This window comes from Sphingomonas sp. M1-B02 (assembly GCF_026167525.1).
In the GTDB taxonomy this organism is placed as follows: Bacteria; Pseudomonadota; Alphaproteobacteria; order Sphingomonadales; family Sphingomonadaceae; genus Sphingomonas.
The window spans coordinates 3,268,626-3,286,800 of the sequence record NZ_CP110679.1 but is presented as its reverse complement, the minus strand read 5'-3'; the positions used below and the strand labels follow the sequence as shown (position 1 = coordinate 3,286,800).

Sequence of the window (18,175 nt, the reverse complement as noted above, 5' to 3'; positions counted from 1 at the left end):
CCCAAACGGACGCACTTGTCCGCTCATAGCAACCACTGGCGACGCCAGTCGATCCAAACAAAAAGGGCCGCGGCAGGTTTTCCGCCGCGGCCCTTTTCTTGTCGGTTGCCGTCTGGGCCTAGAACTTGACCTCCGCAGCGATCGTGAAGCTGCGGCCACGCGGATCGGCGACGCGCGCTTCCCACGAACCGCCGGCGCCGGTGTTGCCGTCATAGGTGACGGCGAAGGGCGGATCGGTGTCGAACAGGTTCCGGATGCCGGCGGTGAGCTTGTAGCCGGGCGCCAGCCCCGTGTAGCTGAGCGACAGGTTGTAGATGATATAGTCCTTCACGAAGGCATTATAGTCCGGCCGCGTGATCGTGCCGTTGGCGATGCCGGGCAGCGCGCCATTCTTGTAGCCCTTGCGGAAGAGCTGGCTCAGCGCGATCGACACATCGTCGGTCGAATAGTTGATGAACGCATTATGCTTCCACTTCACGCCCAGGTCGCCCGCAAAGGTGAACACGCCGATCAGGCTCGGCCCATAAGCCGAAGTCGGCGTCAGCTTCTCGCGCTTCTTGAGCAGCAGCGTGCCGTCCAGGCCGGCGGAGAACTGGCCGCCAAGCCCCTCGACCCCGCCGCGCACCGAAACCTCGAGGCCCTGGGTGCGGCGCGAACCCGCATTGATCCAGCGCTGGTCGATCGCGCCGATGCCGCCGGTCGCGTCGGGGATGAAACGCTCGCGGAACAGCGCCGCATTGTCGATCAGCTGGCGCAGCGTGAGCGTCTGGATCGTGTTGTCGACATTGATCATCCACCAGTCGATCGACGCGCTGAACAACGGCGCCGGCTGGAACACGACGCCCGCGCTAAGCTGCTTCGACGTCTCCGGCCCAAGCTCGGGATTGCCGCCGGTGAAGATGTTCGGGCGAATCTGCGCGCAGGGCTGCCCGCTGCCGAACGCACTCGTCGGGACGCCGCCGGGGCAGGTCACCGGATTGGCGAGATCGCTGCCTGAATAAGGCGACTCGGTCAGTCCGTTGAAGATCTGGTTGAACGAAGGGACGCGGAAGCCCGAATTATAGGAGCCGCGGAACATGATCTGGTCGATCGGGCGATACTTGACCGAAACCTTCGGATTGGTGGTCGAGCCGAAGCCGGTATAATCGTCGATCCGCACCGCGCCGGTGACTTCGAGGCCCGGGAGCAGCGGGATCAGGACTTCGGCGTAGGCCGCCTTCACGTCGCGATTCTTCGGGGTCAGCGCGTTGACGTTGTCGAACGCCGCCAGGAAGATGACCGGGGCCGTGGCGGCCGCGGCGTCGGAGCCGTTGAATGCATAGGTTTCGCGGCGATAATCGACGCCGACCGCAACTTGGACGTCGCGGCCCCAGAGCGGGAAAAGCGGCCCCGAGATCGATCCGTCGAACTGCTTCACTTCATATTGGCCGCCATAGAGCGTCGCGCCATAGGCCGACACGCCCTCGAGCGCGGCAAGCCCCGCCGCAGTCTGGGTGAGGCTGAACGGATTGATCAGCCCGCTGTTCATCACGCCGACCAGCCCGCGCTGGGCCGTGCCGGGAACCGCAGGCGCGGCCGGATCGATCGCGCCATTGGCGAGCGTGCCGCGATAATAATAGCCGGTGCCGAGCACCGACGAGGATTCGCTCTTCGCGTAGGATGCGCCGGCGCGATAGTCCCAGCCTTCCCACAGCGGCCCCTCGATGCCAAGCGCGGCGCGGAAGGTCTTGGTGTCGGTCACATATTCGCGCGGACCGCAGGCGATGCAGCGCCAGCGATAGGAGATTGGCTGCCCATAGCGCGCGTTGAGTGCCGCCACCTGCGCCGCATTGCCCGAAAAGGCCGAACGGATCGAGTTGAACACGCCGTTATACGTCTCGGCCGTCATCGCATTGAGCGGATAGGCGATCGGCAGGTTGGTGGTGTTCGCGGTCAGCTGCGCGTTCGAGAAGCGCTTGGCCGACGTTGCGTCCGATCCGGTCAATTCGAGCGAGATCTGGTGGTTGCCGCCCAGGTTCGCCACGCCGCGCACATAATAGGTCAGCGTGTCGATCGGCTGCTGAAGCACCGCCGCGCGGCCCGTGTCCCACGAGCAGGAATAGACGGCGGCCGGGGTGTTCCACAGCGCCTCGTCATAGGCCATGCCGCCATCCACCGACGCGCAGCCGGCGCCGCCGGGAAGGTCGAGCGGGTTGATGCCGCCGCCGGCTGCGTTGGCACCGTTCGGAGCCGTGAGGGTCAGGCCGCTGAGCAGCGTACCGTTGGCGGTGATGCTGCCCGGCTGGGTATTCGCACCGATGTTGAACGCAGTCGCGATCGGCGTGCCCCGGGTGTCGATCGAAAGGCCGCGATTGGGCTGATCGCCGTTGACGAAGTCACGCTGCGATCCGTTCAACACCTTGTTCCAGCTATAGGAAACCGAGCCCATGATGTTGAAGCCCTGCTCGTCCAGATCGCCATAGCCGGCGATGCCCGAGAGCCGGTAGATGCTGCCGCCGCCCGCTTCGGTGACGTCGGTGAAGGCGGTTGCGCCCAGCCCCTGATAATCCTTGCGCGTGATGAAGTTGATCACGCCGCCGACCGCGTCGGTGCCGTAGATCGCCGAGGCGCCGTCCTTGAGCACTTCGACGCGCTCGATGGCCGCGAACGGAATCTGGTTCACGTCGACCGCGCCGCCCGACAGGCCGTGCGCCGCCACGCGGCGGCCGTTCAGCAGCACCAGCGTCGCGGCGCTGCCCTGGCCGCGAAGATTGGCCGCCGAAAGCCCGTTGGTGCCGCGCTGCGCGCCGGTGGTCACATCGGAGTTGGAGGCAAGATTGTCCGCGCCCGAGCCGTTGGTGCTCAGGAACATGATCAGCTGCTCGGGGCTGCTGATGCCGTTGCGCTGAATTTCCTGTGTCGTGATCACCTGCAGCGGCAAGGCGCTGTTGTTCGGATCCTGGCGGATGCGCGAGCCCGTGACCAGAATGTCCTGGCTGCCATCGGCGTCGCTGCTCTGGTCGGCATTCGAAACCGGCACGCCGGCGCCGGTGGGCGTGTTGGCCTCGGGCGTGGTCTGGTCGGTGCTGGTCTGCGCGAAGGCGGGCATCGCGCAAGCGAGCGCGGCAATAGCCGTCCCCGATACCAGAATATTCTTGAACGACGTGAAACCAGCCATTTTCTATATGCCCCCAATGATCCCGCCACCCGCGCGGGACCGGCGCATTAAGTAACAAGAATGTTGCGGTGCGCCATAGTTTCTGTTCGCAAAGCCATAGCTTGGCGGCATGTTCGCATGCAAAGCGTGGCGTGGGGGCAACACTATCGCCATTGACTGGGGAAATGCGCCGGGCGACCCTGTGACGGACGGTTCAGGGGACTTCGAATGACCTTCTTTTTTGCGCAGCAACGCATCGGCCGCGCGCTTGGTTGATCCGCACGCGGCAGTCCCGCCGCCCGCCATCCGGCCCGGACTCGGGCGCATGGCGCTCTATGTCCTGCTCGGTTTCTCGGCCGGCCTGCCCTTCTACATGTTCTCGACGGTGCTCTCCGTGCGGCTCGCCGAACATGGCGTCGTGCTCGCGGTCATCGGCTTCTTCGCCTGGGTGCAATTGCTGCCCACCTTCAAGTTTCTCTGGGCGCCGCTGCTCGACAAATATGACGTCCCCGGCTTCGCCCGCTTCTGGGGCAAGCGGCGCGGCTGGATCATGCTGTCGCAGCTCGGCATCTTCACCTCGATGCTGGCGATGGCGCTGACCTCGTCCGACGCGAGCCTGCCGCTAACCGCCTTGTTCGCCGTCCTGCTCGCTTTCTGGACCACGACGCTCGAAGTCGCGGCCGACGCCTGGCGCATCGAGCTCGCCCCCACGCCCGAGGAGCAGGGCCCGGTCGCGGCCTCGAATCTGTGGGGCTATCGCACCGCGATGGTCGCGGCGGGTAGCGGCGCTCTGCTCTTCGCCGATCCGCTCGGCAGCATCGCGCCGACCTTGCAGAGCTTCGGAATCCAGCCGGGCTGGACCTCCTCCTATCTGCTGATCGCCGCCGCCGCCTTCGTGACCCTGCCGATCCTCGCGCTGCTGCCGCGCCAGCCCGGATGCACCGGCGATCGCGCAACCTCGCTCGTCACCGGCACGCTGGTCAGTCTCGCCATCCTCGCGGCGCTCGCTGCCCTGACCGCGGCGGTCGGCTGGCTGCTGCTCGGCGCCGCGGCGTCCGCCGGGATCAGCTCGCAGACCAATATGACCACCCCGGTTCTCGTCATCGCGATGGCGCCCTTCCTGGTGATGGCATTGCTCACCCCACGGATCCGCAAGCTCGCCCCCGATTCCGGCCCGCGCGCCTCGGCCGCGATCGGCCCCTATGTCGATTTCTTCTGGCGCTACGGCTTCATGGCGATCGCAGTGCTCGCCTTCGTCTCGGTCTACCGGATGGGCGACGTGCTGGCGCTGGTCCTCTCGAAGCCGATGATCCTCGGCCTCGGCTATACCAAGACCCAGATCGGCTGGGCCGACGGCGCGGTCGCCCTGATCTCGAGCATAATCGGCGTCGGCTTGGGCGGCTTCATGGCCGCCAAATGGCGAATGAGCCTCGCGCTCACGGTCGGCGCGCTCTTCGCCGCGATCGGCAATTTCGGCTTCGTCTGGCTGGCGCACCAGCCGGTGGACCAGAACACGCTCTATCTCGCCACCGCCGCCGACCAGTTCGGCAACGGCATGGCCGGCGCGGTGTTCGTCGTCTATCTCTCGATGCTCTGCAACCCGCGCTACCCCGGCGCGCAATATGCCTTCCTCTCGGGCTTCGCCTTCATGCTGGCGCGGTTGCTCGCGGGCGCCGGCGGGCAGATCGTCGCGCGGCTCGACGCGGCGGGATATAGCGGCTTCGACCTGTTCTTCCTGGCTTCGGGCGTGGTCAGCCTGGCGGCCTTGCTGTTCCTCCCCCTGCTGGCGAGGGCAAAGCCCCGCCCTGATGATCGGGAGGTAGCCCAAGCATGAGCCGCGCGATCGCCCCCACCCCGGCGAAGGCCGGGGCCCAGCTGCGACGCCCTTCATTGGCGAACGAGTCGCCCTCTCACAAAAACCTCCGCAACTGGGCCCCGGCCTACGCCGGGGTGGGAAGATGAACATAGAAACCGCCTTCGCCCCCACCGCCGCCGTCCTCGCCGCCGGCCAAATCCCCGGAGCCACCCTCGGCATCGTCCGCGCCGACGGCCAGCGCTGGACCACCCACGCCGGCATGGCCGCGCTCCTCCCCGAACCCGAACCCCTCGCCGAATCCCATTGGTTCGATCTCGCCTCGGTCTCCAAAGTGATCTTCACCACCACCGCGATCCTCCAGCTAGCCGACCAGGGCCGCCTGGACCTCGATCGCCCGCTCACCGACGCCATCCCCGACCTGCGCCAATATGACGTGGCCAACGCCCCCGAGCGCAAGCTCACTTTCCGCGACTGTCTCGCCCACCGCAGCTTCTTCCCCGCGGTCGAGCCGATCTACACTTATGGCGACGACCCCCAGCGCCTCCGCGCCTTCGTCCTCCAGCGCGAATGGCGCCACGGCCCGCCGGTCTATTCGGACATCAACTTCATCCTGCTCGGCATCGCGATCGAGCGGATCACCGGCCAGCCGCTGAGCGCATGGCCACTCGGCCCCGGCCTCAGCTTCGGCCCGCCCCCCGGCCCCGCCGTCGCCACCGAATTTTGCCACTGGCGCGGCCGCATCCTCAAGGGCGAAGTCCATGACGAAAACGCCTCGGCGCTCGGCGGCGAGACCGGCCATGCCGGCCTGTTCGGCACCGTCGCGGGCGTCCTCGATTTCGCTTTGGGCCTGCTCGACGGCAGCGGCGCCAGCCCTGCTATGCTGCAGGCGATCCGCACGCCCTTCTACGAGCACCGCACCTGCGGCTGGGAGCGCAAGTTCGCCGGCTGGTCGGGCGGCCAGGCCTGTTCGGCAGAGACGATCGGCCATACCGGCTTCACCGGCACCGGCCTGTGGATCGATTTCGACCGCGGCCTCGCCTGGACCCTGCTCACCAACCGCGTCCATCCCACCCGTCACAAGGACAGCGGCATCTTCGCGCTTCGCCCCGCCACGGGCGATGCGGTGATCGCCGCCTTCGCCGCCTAAACTCCGTCATCCCGGCGAAGGCCGGGATCCAAGGTTACAAAGCGATGCACGGCGTGGCTCTGGATCCCGGCTTTTGCCGGGATGACGAAGCCGCGATTAATTCGCCTCGGCGATCAGGACGAGCGCAGCATCGACGAACTTGGTAGCCCCGGCATCCGCCGGAATGTCGTTGGCAAAGGAAGAGAAGGTCAGTTCCTTCCCACTCTTCGCGATCATATAGCCCGAAAGCGCGTTGGTCGCGTTCAGCGTCCCGGTCTTGGCGAAGATCTTGCCCTCCAGCACGGTCCCCTTGAACCGGCGCGACAAGGTCCCGTCCACCCCCCCGATCGGCAGGCTTGCCCGCCACGTCGAGCCCCAGGGCTGCTCTGCGATCCAGCGCAGCATCGTCACCGTCCCGCGTGGTGCCGCCCGATTGTAGCTCGACATGCCCGATCCGTCGGACAGGTCATAGGCGGTTCGCGGAACCCCAGCTTGCTCCAGCATCGCCTGCACCTGCGCCTGCCCGTCGGCGATCGATCCCGTCCCATGCTGCAGCCCCACGCGGCGCAGCAAAAGCTCGGCATGCAGATTCTGGCTGACCTTATTGATCGTCACGATATTCTCAGCCAGCGGCGGCGGCGTCAGCCGTGCCAGCGCTTCCTGCACCGGCGGCCGCGCCGGCGGCGCACCCTTGCGAACCGCGGGATCGTCGCCCGGCGCCAGCGCCCGATGCCGCGCCGAAGCGGTGCCCCGCACCCGCACCCCGCGCGCCTCGAGCAACGCCTTGAACCGCCACGCGGCGTAATCCGCCGGATCGTCGATCCCCACCCGCAAAGTGCCCGCCGGAGCGCCCACCGCGATCGTGCCGCTGATCTTCAGCACGCGCCGGTTCGGATCGCGGTCATAGCCAAGCGCGGTGGCGCCCGCCGCGGTCGTCAACGCGCGGTTTTCGATCTGGTAATAGCCCAAAGCGTCGATCGTCGGCACCTCGCCCGGCACCGTCGGCGTCACCCGGATCACCAGTTCATTATCGTCCAGGCTCAGCGCCGAAATGCCGGTGCCCGATCGCGACGGGATATTGTTCCAGCTCATCCCCGGGCTCCAGCGCTGGTCGGGAAACAGCGTGTCGTCGCCGATCACGTCGCGCACATGCCGCGTCTTCGCCGCCACCGCATCGGCCAGCGTCGCCAGGCAATCCACCGCGCAATCGTCCGCGCTCGAAAGCCGCGCATCGCCATGCCCCTCCAGGATGACGTTGGAACCCTCGATCCGCACCGCGGTGCCCCCGGCGACATCGGGCTGATCAAGTCCGGGCACCGTCGCAAACGCCGCCGCAGTCGTAAACATCTTGGTATTCGAAGCCGGAATGAACCGCCCATCGGGGTTCACCGCGACGATCTCCGCGCCGTCGGCGTCCGTCACCACCAGCCCGAAGCGAGTCCCTGTCGCCGCCTCGTCCAGCGTCGTCTCCACCCGCTGCTGCAACGTCTGCCCCGTCGCCGGCGTGGCAAGGACAAGCGCCAGGAACAGCAACCGCCTCATGCCCCATCCTCCTTCGCCCGATAGACCGCCTCGTCCAATTCGCCTTCCCACTGCGCCACCGTCGTCGCCACCGTCAAATTGGCGCTGGCGCTCGGCACCGTCCGGGTCATGTCGAGCAGCCGATCGAACGGCAGCACGAAGCCCACCACCAGCGCCGTCTGCTCCGGCGCCACGCCCACTGCCGAAAGCACCGCCGCCAGCATGAACAGCGAAGCGGAGGGAACCGGCGCCGTCCCGAACGCCGCAAGCGCCCCGGTCAGCAGCACCATGCCATAGACCTGCGGCGTCAGCGGCACCCCGAACGCCTGCAGCGCGAACATGCTGAGCAGCCCGACATACATCGCCGTCCCGTCCTTGCCGATGCTCGCCCCCAACGGCAGCACCGTCGAGAAGACCGATCGACCGACGCCCAGATTCTTCTCCGCCACCCGCATCGCCACCGGCAAGGTGGCCGAGCTGGACGCGGTCGAAAAGGCCACCACCAGCGCATCGACGATCCCGCGGAAGAAGGGCAGCACCGGCAGCTTTGCCAGGAAGCGCAGGATCAGGCTGTGGACCAGGACGATCTGGATCGCCGATCCCAGCACCACCGCCAGCGCCAGCCAGCCCACATTGACGAACACCGCCGCGCCATTGGCCGCGACCGCATTGGCGATCAGCGCAAAGACGCCAAAGGGAGTCGCCTCCATGACGATGCCGACCACCTTGAGCAGCACCGACGAGGTCGACTGCAGCAATGCCGCGAACGGCTTGCCCGGCTCGCCCGCAATCACCGTGCCGACCCCCACCAGGATCGCCACGAAGATCAGCGCCAGCATGTCGCCCTTGGCCAGCGCGTCGAAAATGTTGATCGGAATGATGCCGATGAGCTGCTGATAGGGTGTCACCGGCTCGCCAAGCGCATGCGCGGTCGCGGTGCCCAGCGGCGCCCCGACCCCCGGCTGGATCAGCGTCGCCACCAGCATCCCGATCGAAACCGCGATCGCCGTGGTGAGCGCAAACAGCCCGATCGTCCGCCCGCCCAGCCCGCCGAGCCGCTTCGGATCAGCCAGCGAAGTGATCCCCGCCGCGATCGTCACCAACACGATCGGCGCGACCAGCATCCGGATCGCGCGGACGAACAGGTCGCCCATGAACGCCACATAGGGCGTCGCCGAGGGCCATACCAATGCGAAAACCAGCCCCAGCGCCAACGCACCCAGCACGCGCTTCCACAAGGGAATCGCGAACCACGCCGCGAGCATCAGCCGCAGGTCCCCGCGGTCGGCTTGTGCGGCAGCGCGCGGCCGGCCGCCTTGCCCGTCATCCGGCCATTCTCCACCGCCAACACCCCGTTGACCACAACGGTGCGCACGCCCGAAGCGAGCAAGGTCGCCTGCTCATAGGTCGCCCGCGCAGCATAGGTCTTCGGATCGAACACCACGACATCGGCGAACGCGCCCTTGCGCAGATGCCCCCGCCCCTCGAGCCCGAACGTATCGGCGGTCAGCGACGAACTCCGCTCGATAAACTGGCGCAGCGTCAGCACCCGGTCGGCCACGACATATTTGGCATATTTGCGCGCAAAACTGCCATAGACGCGCGGATGCCCGCCCGATGCGTCGGAGCCAGTCATCACCCAGGGCTGCCGCATGAAGGCCGCAATATCGGCCTCGCTCTGATTGAACGACACGACCCCCGGATCCTGGATGCGGATCACGCTGATCGCGGCCTCCACCGGGTCCTGCCCCAATTCCTGCGCGACCGCCGCCAGCGTGCGATTGGCATACTTCCCCTCGACGATCAGTAGCTTGTCCGCTCCGCCGCGCTTGCGCAGATTCTCGACGATCCCAGCGCGCAGCCGCTCGCCCAGCCCCGCGTCGGCGAAGCGCTTGAGCAATGCCGACCGCCCGCCATCCTGTGCCCACAGCGGCATCAGCGAGGCGACCAGGCTGGTGCCGCTCGCCGACCAGGGATATTGATCCGCGGTCACCCTTTGCCCCGCGCGCCGCGCCGCCTCGATCCGGGCGATGATCGCCGGCGCCTGGCCCTGCACGTCGACGCCCAGCGCCTTGATATGGCTGATATGCGATGGCAACCCGCCCTCGCGCCCGATCCGGATCGCCTCGTCGATCGCCGCGGTCAGCCCGACCGTGTAGGAGGATTCGTCGCGGATATGGCTGTCATAGGTGCCGCCACGCCGCCCCGCCTCGCGCGCCAGCGCCACCACTTCGTCGGTCTTGGCGAAACTCTGCGGCGCGTAGAACAGCCCGGTGGAAAGTCCCAGCGCGCCTTGGCACATCGCCGTCGCGACGAGCCCCTTCATCCGCGCCAGTTCGTCCGCGGTCGGCGCACGATCGGCCATGCCGACCACCGCCTCACGCACCGCGCCAAAGCCGGTATAGGCCCCGAAATTGATCCCCACCGGCTTGGTCGCCGCGCTCGCCAATGTCCTGCCGACATCCGGGCTGCCCCCACCGTCATTGCCGATGAAGGCAGTCGTGACGCCCTGCATCAGGAACGCTGGCACCAGCCGCTCCTCGGCTTTGTCCGAAGCCAGCGCGTCGGCCATATGCGTGTGCGGATCGATGAAGCCCGGCGCGACGATCATGCCCCTGGCGTCGATCGTGCGCGCAGCGGTCGCATCCACGCGCTTGCCGACCGCCACGATCCGATCGCCCCTTATCGCGACATCGCCCACGAACGGCTCCGTCGATCCGGTGTAGATCGTGCCACCGCGAATCAGCAGGTCGACATTCTGCGAGGGAGGCGCCGCGGCGCCGAGGCTGAGGCCCGCGATTCCCAACAGCAGCGCGACCTTCATGACGTTCCCCAGAAACCTTTTTGCGGCGCAATCAGATAGCCGCGCGCGTCGCGTACTCCGCCCGGGCGATCCTCCCTGAGCCAGATCGGCCCGTCAAGGTCGACGAAGTCCGACATCGCCGCCACGTGCAGCGCCGGCGCGATCGAAAGCGACGAGCTGATCATGCAGCCGGTCATCAGCCCCATCCCCCGCGCCCGCGCCGCTTCGGCCAGCGCCAGCGCCGCGGTAAGCCCGCCGGACTTGTCGAGCTTCACGTTCACATGGCTGTAGCGCCGCGCGATCACGTCGAGATCCGCGGCGACATGCACCGATTCATCGGCGCAGATCGGCACCGCGGATTGATAGCCATCGAGCCAGTCGTCGGCGTCCGAGGGCACCGGCTGCTCGAGCAGGTCGACCCGTAGATCGACCAGCATCCGCTGCATCGCGTCCACCAGCCGCATATCCCAGCTTTCATTGGGATCGACGATCAGCCGGGCTTTCGGCGCTGCGTTGCGCACCGCGCGAATCTGCGCGTCGGGAAGCGTGGCATCGACCTTCACCTTGAGCAGCGGCGCATCTGCGATCTTCGATGCCGCGAGCCCCATCGCGAACGGGTTGTCGAGCCCGATCGTGAGCGCACTCTCGATCCGGTCCGGCTCGGTCGCGCCGATCCTCTTGGCGACGCTGCGCCCGGATAGGCGCGCCTCTAGGTCCCACAAAGCGCAGTCGATCGCATTGCGCGCTGCACCGGGCGGCAGCAGCGTCAGCAGCGCATCGCGGTCCGCGCCCCCCTCGATCGCGGGACGCACCGCCTCGACGGCCGCCAACGCGCTCTCGATGCTCTCGCCATAGCGGGAATAAGGCACGCCTTCGCCGCGGCCGGCCACGCCCCTCTCCGCCACCTCGACCGTGATCACCTCCGCCTGCGTCTTCACGCCGCGCGAGATGCGGAACGGGGTGGCTAGCGGAAAGCTGTCGTGCTGCGCGCTAAGGGTGCGGGGCATAGCAATTCGTCGAGTATCTCGTTCACGCCGAAGGCGATCGGATCGGTGCAGGGAAGGCCGATCTTGTCCTGTGTCTTCAGGCAGATTGCCCGCGCCTCGGCCGGGTCCATCGCCGAGGTATTGAGGCAGATGCCGACCGCGCGGACTTCAGGGCTGGTCAGCCGCGCGACCTGCAGGTTCATCGCGATACATTCGGCGAGCCCCGGCAGCGCCCGGCCCGGAATGCCGCGCATATCGGTGCGGACCGGATCGTGGCACATCACGATCGCCTCGGGCTGGGCGCCGTGAAGCAGTCCGGTCGAGACGCCAGCGAAGCTCGGGTGGAACAGCGAGCCCTGGCCCTCGATCAGATCCCAGCCATCATCGTCGCGCGCGGGCGCCAGCTGCTCGATCGCGCCCGAGATGAAATCGGCGACCACCGCATCCACCGGCACGCCCGCGCCGGCGATCAGGATTCCGGTCTGCCCGGTAGCCCGGAAATCGGCGGTGACGCCGCGCTCGCGCAGCCCCGTCACCAGCGCCAGCGTCGTATACATCTTGCCGACCGAGCAATCGGTGCCGACAGTCAGCAATCGGTGCCCGGCGCGCGCATAGCCATTGCCGACCTTGAGGTTCGCGGGCGGATCGCGCACGTCGAACAGCTGGAGGCCCTTCGCGCGCGCCAGCGCCACCAGCCGCGGATCGTCGCGCAGCCGCTGGTGCAGCCCGGAGGCGACATGCATCCCCGCCTCCAGCGCGGCGGCGGCATCGTCGATCAGCGCCTGGCCCATCATTCCGCCCGAATTGGCCACCCCGAGCACGAGCGTCTTCGCCCCCGCTGCGGCCCCCTCGGCGATGCTCATCCGCGGCATGCCCACGCTCAGCGGGCAATCGTCATAGCGAAACTCGCCGACGCAATCCTGGGGACGGAAGGCGGCAAGCCCGCGCGAGGTCTTGATGCCGACGAAATCGGTGCTGTGGCCGAGATAGAGAAGATAGGGTGCTGGGATCATCACGAGCCCTCGTATCGCGGGCGCTCAAAAGTCTGCGCATAGCGTCTGGCGCGCGCGCCATAGCTCCGCGTTATGGCACGTCGATCACGCTACGCAGCGTCTTCAGGAAATCGGTGGCAAGCGCCGTCAGCGGGCGATTGTGGAGGTACATCGCATGCACCCCGAAAGTGAGCTGCGGCTTCAGCGGCCGCATCGCCAGTCCGGGCACCAGCGAGGCCTGCGCGGTAAAGCTGTCGACCACCGTCATCCCCACCCCCTGCTGCACGAGCGCGGTGGCGATATAGAAAGTGCGCGCCATCACGACTTCGTTGAGCTCTATCCCCAGCCGCTGGACCTCCTGGGTGAAAAGCTGCCCGATCGGCCCGCTGGTCGCGACGCTTATGAAGCGCTTTCCCTGCAGGCATTCCAGGTCGAGCCGATCGGGCGCGCCGGGCATCTCCTCCTCGCGATAGAGGATCACCAATTCGCCTTCGCCCAGCGCCTTGTGATCGATCGGCGCCGCCGGCGGGATCTCATAGGCGATGGCGATGTCGGTCTCGCGCTCGAACAACTTGCGCAGCAGATCGTCATGATGGACGGTCTGGAGATCGAACTTCACATTCTCGCGCGTCTTGAGGAAGCGCGCCACCGCGGTCGGCAGCGCCTGCAGCGCCAGGCTGGGCAGCGCCGAGACCCGCAGGATACCGCCGGTCCCGCGGCGCAGATTCTTGCCCGCCTCGCGCAGCGCATAGACCTTGTCCTGGATCTCGGCGACTTCGCCGAACAAGGTGTGCGCATCGTCGGTGGGCACCAGCCGCCCGTTGGTGCGCTGGAACAAATGGAAGCCGAGCAGCGATTCGGCATGGCGCAGCATTTTCGATACCGAGGGCTGCGACACGTTGAGCGCACGCGCCGCCCCGCTGACCGATCCGTTCACGTAAACCGCGTGGAATATCTCGATGTGGCGCAGGTTCATGCCGCGCAGAGTATCGCGGTTTGCCCAAAGGGGAAACGCCCGCCATGCTGTGCGCCATGTTGCTCGCAGCCCTCATCCTCGCCGCCACGCCCCAAACCGCACCCCAGCCAGTCGCGACGGTACGTGTCGCCTTCGATCGCACGGGAGAGACCAATGTCGAGGCCGCCGGCTTCGCGGATCTCGCTGCCCAGCGCCCGGTCACCGCCGACGATCCGGTGCGAGTCGCCTCGATCTCCAAGCTGATAGTCGCAATCGGCGTGCTGCGGCTGGTGGAGCAGAGCAAGCTCGATCTCGACGCCGACGTCTCGGCGCAGCTCGGCTGGCGGCTCCGCAACCCCGCCTTCCCGAATGCGCCGATCACGCTGCGGCTCCTGCTCTCGCACCAGTCGAGCCTCACCGACACGATCGACTATGTCCTGCCGCTCGACGCCGACATGCGCGCGGCGCTCGAAAACCCCAGGGCATGGGACGCCGCGCACGCCCCGGGCAGCTATTTCCGCTACGCCAATTTCAACTTCCCGGTCATCGCCGCGGTGATGGAGCGCGCCACCGGCGAGCGCTTCGATCGGCTGATGGACCGGCTCGTCCTCAAGCCGCTCGGGATCGACGCCTGCTATAATTGGGCGAGCTGCAGCCCCGCCACTGCGGCGCGCGCCGTGACGATCTACCGCGCCGGCCAACCGACCAAGGACGATCATAAGGGCGTCGCCCCCGCCTGCGCGGTGACCCCCGCCAGCGATGGCAGCTGCGACCTGAACCAATGGCGCGTGGGGACCAACGGCGCGATCTTCGCGCCGCAGGGGGGCCTGCGCATTTCCGCGCGCGGGCTCGCCCGGATCGGCCGGCTTCTGCTCGGCGGCGGCACGCTGGACGGGGTGCGGCTGCTGACGCCTCGATCGATGGCGCTGCTCGAAACGCCGCTCTGGACCTATGACGGCAGCAATGGCGACACGATCGACGGCTTCTATTGCAGCTATGGGCTGGCGGTCACCTTCCTGCCCACTGCGCGCGCAGGCTGCCGCGACGGCCTGTTCGCCGATGGCCGCAAACGCATCGGCCATGCAGGCGAAGCCTATGGCCTGCGCTCGGGGCTGTGGATCGACCGCAGCCGCGGCACCGGCGTCGCTTATTTCGCCACCGACGTGCCCGACGCAGCGGGCGCGCATTCGGCCTTCACCCCGGTTGAGGAAAATCTCGCGACACGCTGAGGCTCGACGATTGCGGCGCGGCGCCGATTCGATAGACTGGCAGGCTAATTCTGGGGCGGGGGCATCGGACAGGTGAGATTACTATTGCTCGGCGTCGCTTCGATGCTGACGCTCGCCGCCTGCTCGGGCGACGCGACCAATGCCCAGATCGCCAAGGATCAGTGGAACCGCACCGACGACGCCACCGCCGCGCTCGAAAATGTCTGGGAAGTCGAATCCAACATCCGCATCAAGCGGCTCGAAGAACGTATTGCGGAACTGGAGGGGGAGGTGGCCGAGCTGAAGGCGGTAGCGGACACTAAGCGGCTGGTCGAAAGCCGGACGCCCGTGCCGACGCCCACGCCCGCGACCGATGCGCTGGACGCCCCCGAGCCCGACTAAAGTTGCATTTCCCCTTTAGGCCGGCCGCTCAAACATAATGCGGTTCGCCGCGCTCGTGCAATTGCTCATAATGGACCAGCGCCGGCTCCGCGCCTAGCGCCACCGGCTCCCCGTCGCGAAACGTCCATTCGCCGCGATCGCAATCCGCGGCGCGGACATAGCCATTGATGTAGAAGCGGCGCTGATGCTCCGAGCGATTGGCCCCCGATCCATGCACCAGATAGGGGCTCCAGATCGCCAGATCGCCGGGCTCCAGCACCAGCTCGACGACGTCGTCGGGCGAGAAGCCCGCGGCGATCAGCGCATCGTCGGCCAGCGAAGATCCAAGCACTTCGGTCGACGTGTCGAGATCCACCGTGCCCTGCAGGTGGCTGCCGGGCACGAACCGCATCCCGCCCGATCCCGGATTGTGCGGATCGATCGCCAGGCCGGTCTGGACATAGGAAGTGCCGAGATTGCGATAATGCGCGTCGGGCTTGCGGAAGCGCGAATCCTGGTGCCAGGCGAAATCGCCAAGGCTCCCGGGCGCCTTCCAGTGGAGCTGGTTGATGATCTGCTTCAGGTCGCCGCCGATCAGCGGCGCGAGCATCGCCGCGAAGCGCGGATCGCGACGGACCGCGTCGAGCACCGGCTGGTGATAGGAAGGCCATTGCACCATCCGCACCAGCGGCTCGCCGTCGTCCACCGGTGCAACATTGTAGAAGAGGTTGCCGTGGCGGAAGCTGCGCCCGTGCGCGACGCCCTCGGCATGGATCTGGTCCATCGCCGCGGCGATCGCCGCCACTTCGTCGGGCCCGAAGAATCGGGGCAGGATCGCATAGCCGTCGCGCTGATAGGCGGTTGGATAGTCTTCGGATCCCGCGCCGCGCGGCCGAGGCTGCTCAAAACCCACAAGATGCTCCCAGTCCGGACGGCCAAGCGATGCCGCGCGGCATGGCATGGCATCAAGAGCTTAATGCAGGGTCTTCGATGCACGCCGGTTATGGGATGCGGCGATCAGCGACGATCGAGCACGCGCCCGATCCCGGCATGTGCGCTGCGCGGCCCCTGTCCCGCTTCGTCCTCGAGCCGATCGCGGATGTAGCCAAGCTCGCGCTCGCCGAGATGCTCGATCCCGATGAATTCGTTGCGCGCATCGACCAGCGAGCGGATCAGTTCGTCCAGCTTGGCCTGGATCGCCGCGGCATCGCGATTCTGGGCGTTCTGGATCAGGAATACCATCAGGAAGGTGACGATCGTCGTGCCGGTGTTGATCACCAGCTGCCAGGTGTCGGAATAGCCGAAGATCGGGCCGGTCAGTGCCCAGACCAGCACCACGCTGAGCGCGAAGACGAAGGCCGGGGGCCGTCCCGCCCAAGATGCCACCGATTGCGCGAAGCGCTCGAACAGATGTCCCATGCCGTTCCCCTTTTCGCGGGACACCATAAGCGAAGCGAAAGGCGCGGTCACCGTCGCTCGTTCAGGGCGCTCGTTCAGGGCGCTCGTTCAGGGTCGGTCGTTTAGGGGCGCTGGTTCAGGGTCGGTCGTTGGGGGGCGCTCGTTCAAGCTCGGCGTGCCGGCGACGGGCGCGTCCTGCGCATGCCGGTCGCCGAACGCAAAAGGGGACCGGCATTGCTGCCAGTCCCCATGTCACCGGACTTCGGCCACGAACCCGAAGGTCCGGCAGCCTGGTTTCGGCGGCATGCTCCGCTCGCGCCGGCAAGGGCATGCGAGCTTTGCGTCGGTCGCCGAGTCCGGTGGTTCGGCCTGGATTCCGGGGAACCCGCGCTTCTTCCTCCGGGCGTCGGCGGCCCGCTTCACGATTCACGCCCGAAGGCGGGCCCGTGAAGCCTTGCGGATGCGTTTCCCGAACGGTTCGAACTGCTTCGTACTTTCCGCTCGCGCGGCGTCCGAAGGTTTCGCCTCATTCTTCGGGGCGTTCCCTGGCAGCTGCGTCGCTTGCGCGCCGCTGCCGCTTCGGGTCCGTCCATCCGAGCCGCTTCTCCGTCTCTGCTGCCGATTGCGCGGCTGCTTCGACATCGTTTAGGCCCTGCTCCGGCGTCTCTCGAAGTGTCTGCCGCGCTCGCGCACCGCATGCTCTTCGCAACCACCCTTGCTCGGCATCCCGTCTCGCTCCAAAATAGCTCCCCGAAGGGACCGGCATTCGGATCGATCCGTGTAAGCTATTGGTTCTGCTTTGGTTTCCCTCTGCCGAACCGTCCTTCTTACAGATGTGAAGCTGTCACCGATCGCGCATCGTGGAAAGCATGGAATCGGGTGCAGAGCCTGTTGATAACGTGGATAACGGGGACAAACCTGCATCATGGTGCAGGCGGCGCCCATCCCGGCGGTGCGAGCTCGAAGCCGGCGAAATCGAATCCGGGAACGACGACGCAGCTCACCAAACCCCAGCCCCCGGGCGCCTCGGTCGATTGCCAGCGGCCGCCGGGCACCAGGCATTGCGGCGACTCGCCGTCAATGACGTCGCCGCCAAGACGCACCGTCTCCACCAAGCCCACGTCATCCGCGATCCGCACCTCCAGCCCCGCTCCGGCATGCCACAGCCACAGCTCGTCGGCATCGACCCGGTGCCAGTGCGAGCGCTGTCCCGCCTCCAGCAGAAAATGTATCGCGGTGCCTGCCGAGCGCGCGCCCGGCGCGGCGTCCGCACGCCACGTTTCACGATACCAGCCGCCCTCGGGATGCGGCACCAGCCCCAGCGCGGCGATGATTCGCCGCGCGCCCTCGATTCCTAACGGAGGCTGACCGGATTGTAGTTTTAGGTTCATGCAACTGACCCATTCGTCAGGACGTTTCGCTTCCGGTATTGTAAGAAACCACCTCAAGGAGTGAACCCATGCGTAACATGATGCTCGCGTTCGGCGCGATGTCCCTGCTGGCCCCCGCGGCCGTGATTTTGCCGACCGCCAAGGCGGAAGCGAAGTCGTACGAGTACAAGGCGGATCAGCAGCGCCGCAACAATCGCCAGTATCGCGAATGGCGCGGCCGTGACGGCAAGCGCTATTGCCGTAAGCCCGATGGCACCACCGGCCTCGTCGTCGGCGCAGTCGGCGGCGCGCTTGTCGGTCGCACCATCGACACCCGTGGTGACCGTACCGGCGGTACCGTGCTCGGCGCAGTCGCTGGCGCACTGGCCGGTCGCGAGATCGAGCGTGCCGGGAGCAACAACAATGGCCGCCGCTGCCGCTAAGCGATAGACGCACGCGGAGCATTAACGAAGCCGCTGTATA

15 protein-coding genes are annotated in these 18,175 nt (G+C 66.9%); 5 read left to right on the top strand and 10 right to left on the bottom strand.

Translation table 11 applies throughout. The features are described from left to right. Positions 1-118: 118 nt before the first annotated feature. Positions 119-3,157 (bottom strand): TonB-dependent receptor domain-containing protein, encoded by a 3,039-nt coding sequence (locus tag OKW87_RS15835; RefSeq protein WP_265540910.1) that lies wholly within the window; start codon positions 3,155-3,157, stop codon positions 119-121. Between the two features lie 304 nt (positions 3,158-3,461). Between OKW87_RS15835 and OKW87_RS15830 the strand changes: the two genes are divergently transcribed. Together OKW87_RS15830 and OKW87_RS15825 are read left to right on the top strand one after the other, a co-directional pair. Beyond that, positions 3,462-4,970, top strand: coding sequence for a permease (locus OKW87_RS15830; RefSeq protein ID WP_265540909.1), 1,509 nt, complete (start codon positions 3,462-3,464; stop codon positions 4,968-4,970). A 124-nt stretch (positions 4,971-5,094) separates the two neighbouring features. Beyond that, entirely contained in the window at positions 5,095-6,099 is a 1,005-nt protein-coding gene (locus OKW87_RS15825) for a serine hydrolase domain-containing protein (RefSeq protein WP_265540907.1), read from the top strand. Between the two features lie 96 nt (positions 6,100-6,195). Here OKW87_RS15825 and dacB read toward each other — a convergent pair whose 3' ends face one another. The 6 genes from dacB to OKW87_RS15795 all read right to left on the bottom strand — a co-directional run bounded on the left by dacB (position 6,196) and on the right by OKW87_RS15795 (position 13,356). Beyond that, complete coding sequence (dacB, locus tag OKW87_RS15820; protein ID WP_265540905.1) at positions 6,196-7,620, bottom strand: D-alanyl-D-alanine carboxypeptidase/D-alanyl-D-alanine endopeptidase; 1,425 nt, start codon at positions 7,618-7,620, stop codon at positions 6,196-6,198. Continuing rightward, on the bottom strand, positions 7,617-8,864 hold the full coding sequence (locus tag OKW87_RS15815) for a dicarboxylate/amino acid:cation symporter (protein ID WP_265540903.1): 1,248 nt from the start codon (positions 8,862-8,864) through the stop codon (positions 7,617-7,619). The genes dacB and OKW87_RS15815 overlap by 4 nt, the downstream gene beginning before the upstream one ends. Next, a complete protein-coding gene (locus OKW87_RS15810) occupies positions 8,864-10,423 on the bottom strand; it encodes an N-acyl-D-amino-acid deacylase family protein (RefSeq protein ID WP_265540901.1) in 1,560 nt (519 codons plus the stop codon). Before OKW87_RS15810 ends, OKW87_RS15815 begins: the two co-directional genes overlap by 1 nt. Next, positions 10,420-11,409, bottom strand: coding sequence for an N-acetyl-D-Glu racemase DgcA (dgcA, locus tag OKW87_RS15805; RefSeq protein WP_265540899.1), 990 nt, complete (start codon positions 11,407-11,409; stop codon positions 10,420-10,422). The genes OKW87_RS15810 and dgcA overlap by 4 nt, the downstream gene beginning before the upstream one ends. Continuing rightward, positions 11,367-12,401, bottom strand: coding sequence for an N-acetyltransferase DgcN (gene dgcN / locus OKW87_RS15800; RefSeq protein ID WP_265540897.1), 1,035 nt, complete (start codon positions 12,399-12,401; stop codon positions 11,367-11,369). Before dgcN ends, dgcA begins: the two co-directional genes overlap by 43 nt. A 70-nt stretch (positions 12,402-12,471) precedes the next feature. Next, positions 12,472-13,356, bottom strand: coding sequence for a LysR family transcriptional regulator (locus OKW87_RS15795; RefSeq protein ID WP_265540895.1), 885 nt, complete (start codon positions 13,354-13,356; stop codon positions 12,472-12,474). 56 nt (positions 13,357-13,412) lie between these two features. Between OKW87_RS15795 and OKW87_RS15790 the strand changes: the two genes are divergently transcribed. After that, positions 13,413-14,564, top strand: coding sequence for a serine hydrolase domain-containing protein (locus OKW87_RS15790; protein ID WP_265540894.1), 1,152 nt, complete (start codon positions 13,413-13,415; stop codon positions 14,562-14,564). Between the two features lie 72 nt (positions 14,565-14,636). Then, positions 14,637-14,945 carry a hypothetical protein gene (locus OKW87_RS15785; RefSeq protein WP_265540892.1) on the top strand — a complete coding sequence of 103 codons (309 nt, stop codon included), beginning with the start codon at positions 14,637-14,639 and terminating at the stop codon, positions 14,943-14,945. Between the two features lie 28 nt (positions 14,946-14,973). Here OKW87_RS15785 and OKW87_RS15780 read toward each other — a convergent pair whose 3' ends face one another. The 3 genes from OKW87_RS15780 to OKW87_RS15770 form a co-directional block, all read right to left on the bottom strand. Beyond that, the gene (locus tag OKW87_RS15780) at positions 14,974-15,837 is read right to left on the bottom strand and encodes a phytanoyl-CoA dioxygenase family protein (protein ID WP_265540891.1); all 864 of its coding nucleotides are present in this window, start codon (positions 15,835-15,837) and stop codon (positions 14,974-14,976) included. Positions 15,838-15,941: 104 nt separating this feature from the next. Beyond that, a complete protein-coding gene (locus OKW87_RS15775) occupies positions 15,942-16,343 on the bottom strand; it encodes a low affinity iron permease family protein (protein WP_265540890.1) in 402 nt (133 codons plus the stop codon). A gap of 902 nt (positions 16,344-17,245) precedes the next feature. Further along, entirely contained in the window at positions 17,246-17,713 is a 468-nt protein-coding gene (locus tag OKW87_RS15770; RefSeq protein ID WP_265540888.1) for a cupin domain-containing protein, read from the bottom strand. 68 nt (positions 17,714-17,781) lie between these two features. Between OKW87_RS15770 and OKW87_RS15765 the strand changes: the two genes are divergently transcribed. Next, positions 17,782-18,135: a glycine zipper 2TM domain-containing protein gene (locus tag OKW87_RS15765; protein WP_265540887.1), complete on the top strand. Its 354-nt coding sequence runs from the start codon at positions 17,782-17,784 to the stop codon at positions 18,133-18,135. Positions 18,136-18,175 lie beyond the last annotated feature (40 nt).

Coding starts and splice junctions, on each gene's coding strand:
- OKW87_RS15835 (WP_265540910.1), bottom strand. CDS start 3,157: ATGGCTGGTTTCACGTCGTTCAAGAATATTCTGGTATCGGGGACGGCT.
- OKW87_RS15830 (WP_265540909.1), top strand. CDS start 3,462: ATGGCGCTCTATGTCCTGCTCGGTTTCTCGGCCGGCCTGCCCTTCTAC.
- OKW87_RS15825 (WP_265540907.1), top strand. CDS start 5,095: ATGAACATAGAAACCGCCTTCGCCCCCACCGCCGCCGTCCTCGCCGCC.
- dacB (WP_265540905.1), bottom strand. CDS start 7,620: ATGAGGCGGTTGCTGTTCCTGGCGCTTGTCCTTGCCACGCCGGCGACG.
- OKW87_RS15815 (WP_265540903.1), bottom strand. CDS start 8,864: ATGCTCGCGGCGTGGTTCGCGATTCCCTTGTGGAAGCGCGTGCTGGGT.
- OKW87_RS15810 (WP_265540901.1), bottom strand. CDS start 10,423: ATGAAGGTCGCGCTGCTGTTGGGAATCGCGGGCCTCAGCCTCGGCGCC.
- dgcA (WP_265540899.1), bottom strand. CDS start 11,409: ATGCCCCGCACCCTTAGCGCGCAGCACGACAGCTTTCCGCTAGCCACC.
- dgcN (WP_265540897.1), bottom strand. CDS start 12,401: ATGATCCCAGCACCCTATCTTCTCTATCTCGGCCACAGCACCGATTTC.
- OKW87_RS15795 (WP_265540895.1), bottom strand. CDS start 13,356: ATGAACCTGCGCCACATCGAGATATTCCACGCGGTTTACGTGAACGGA.
- OKW87_RS15790 (WP_265540894.1), top strand. CDS start 13,413: ATGTTGCTCGCAGCCCTCATCCTCGCCGCCACGCCCCAAACCGCACCC.
- OKW87_RS15775 (WP_265540890.1), bottom strand. CDS start 16,343: ATGGGACATCTGTTCGAGCGCTTCGCGCAATCGGTGGCATCTTGGGCG.
- OKW87_RS15770 (WP_265540888.1), bottom strand. CDS start 17,713: ATGAACCTAAAACTACAATCCGGTCAGCCTCCGTTAGGAATCGAGGGC.
- OKW87_RS15765 (WP_265540887.1), top strand. CDS start 17,782: ATGCGTAACATGATGCTCGCGTTCGGCGCGATGTCCCTGCTGGCCCCC.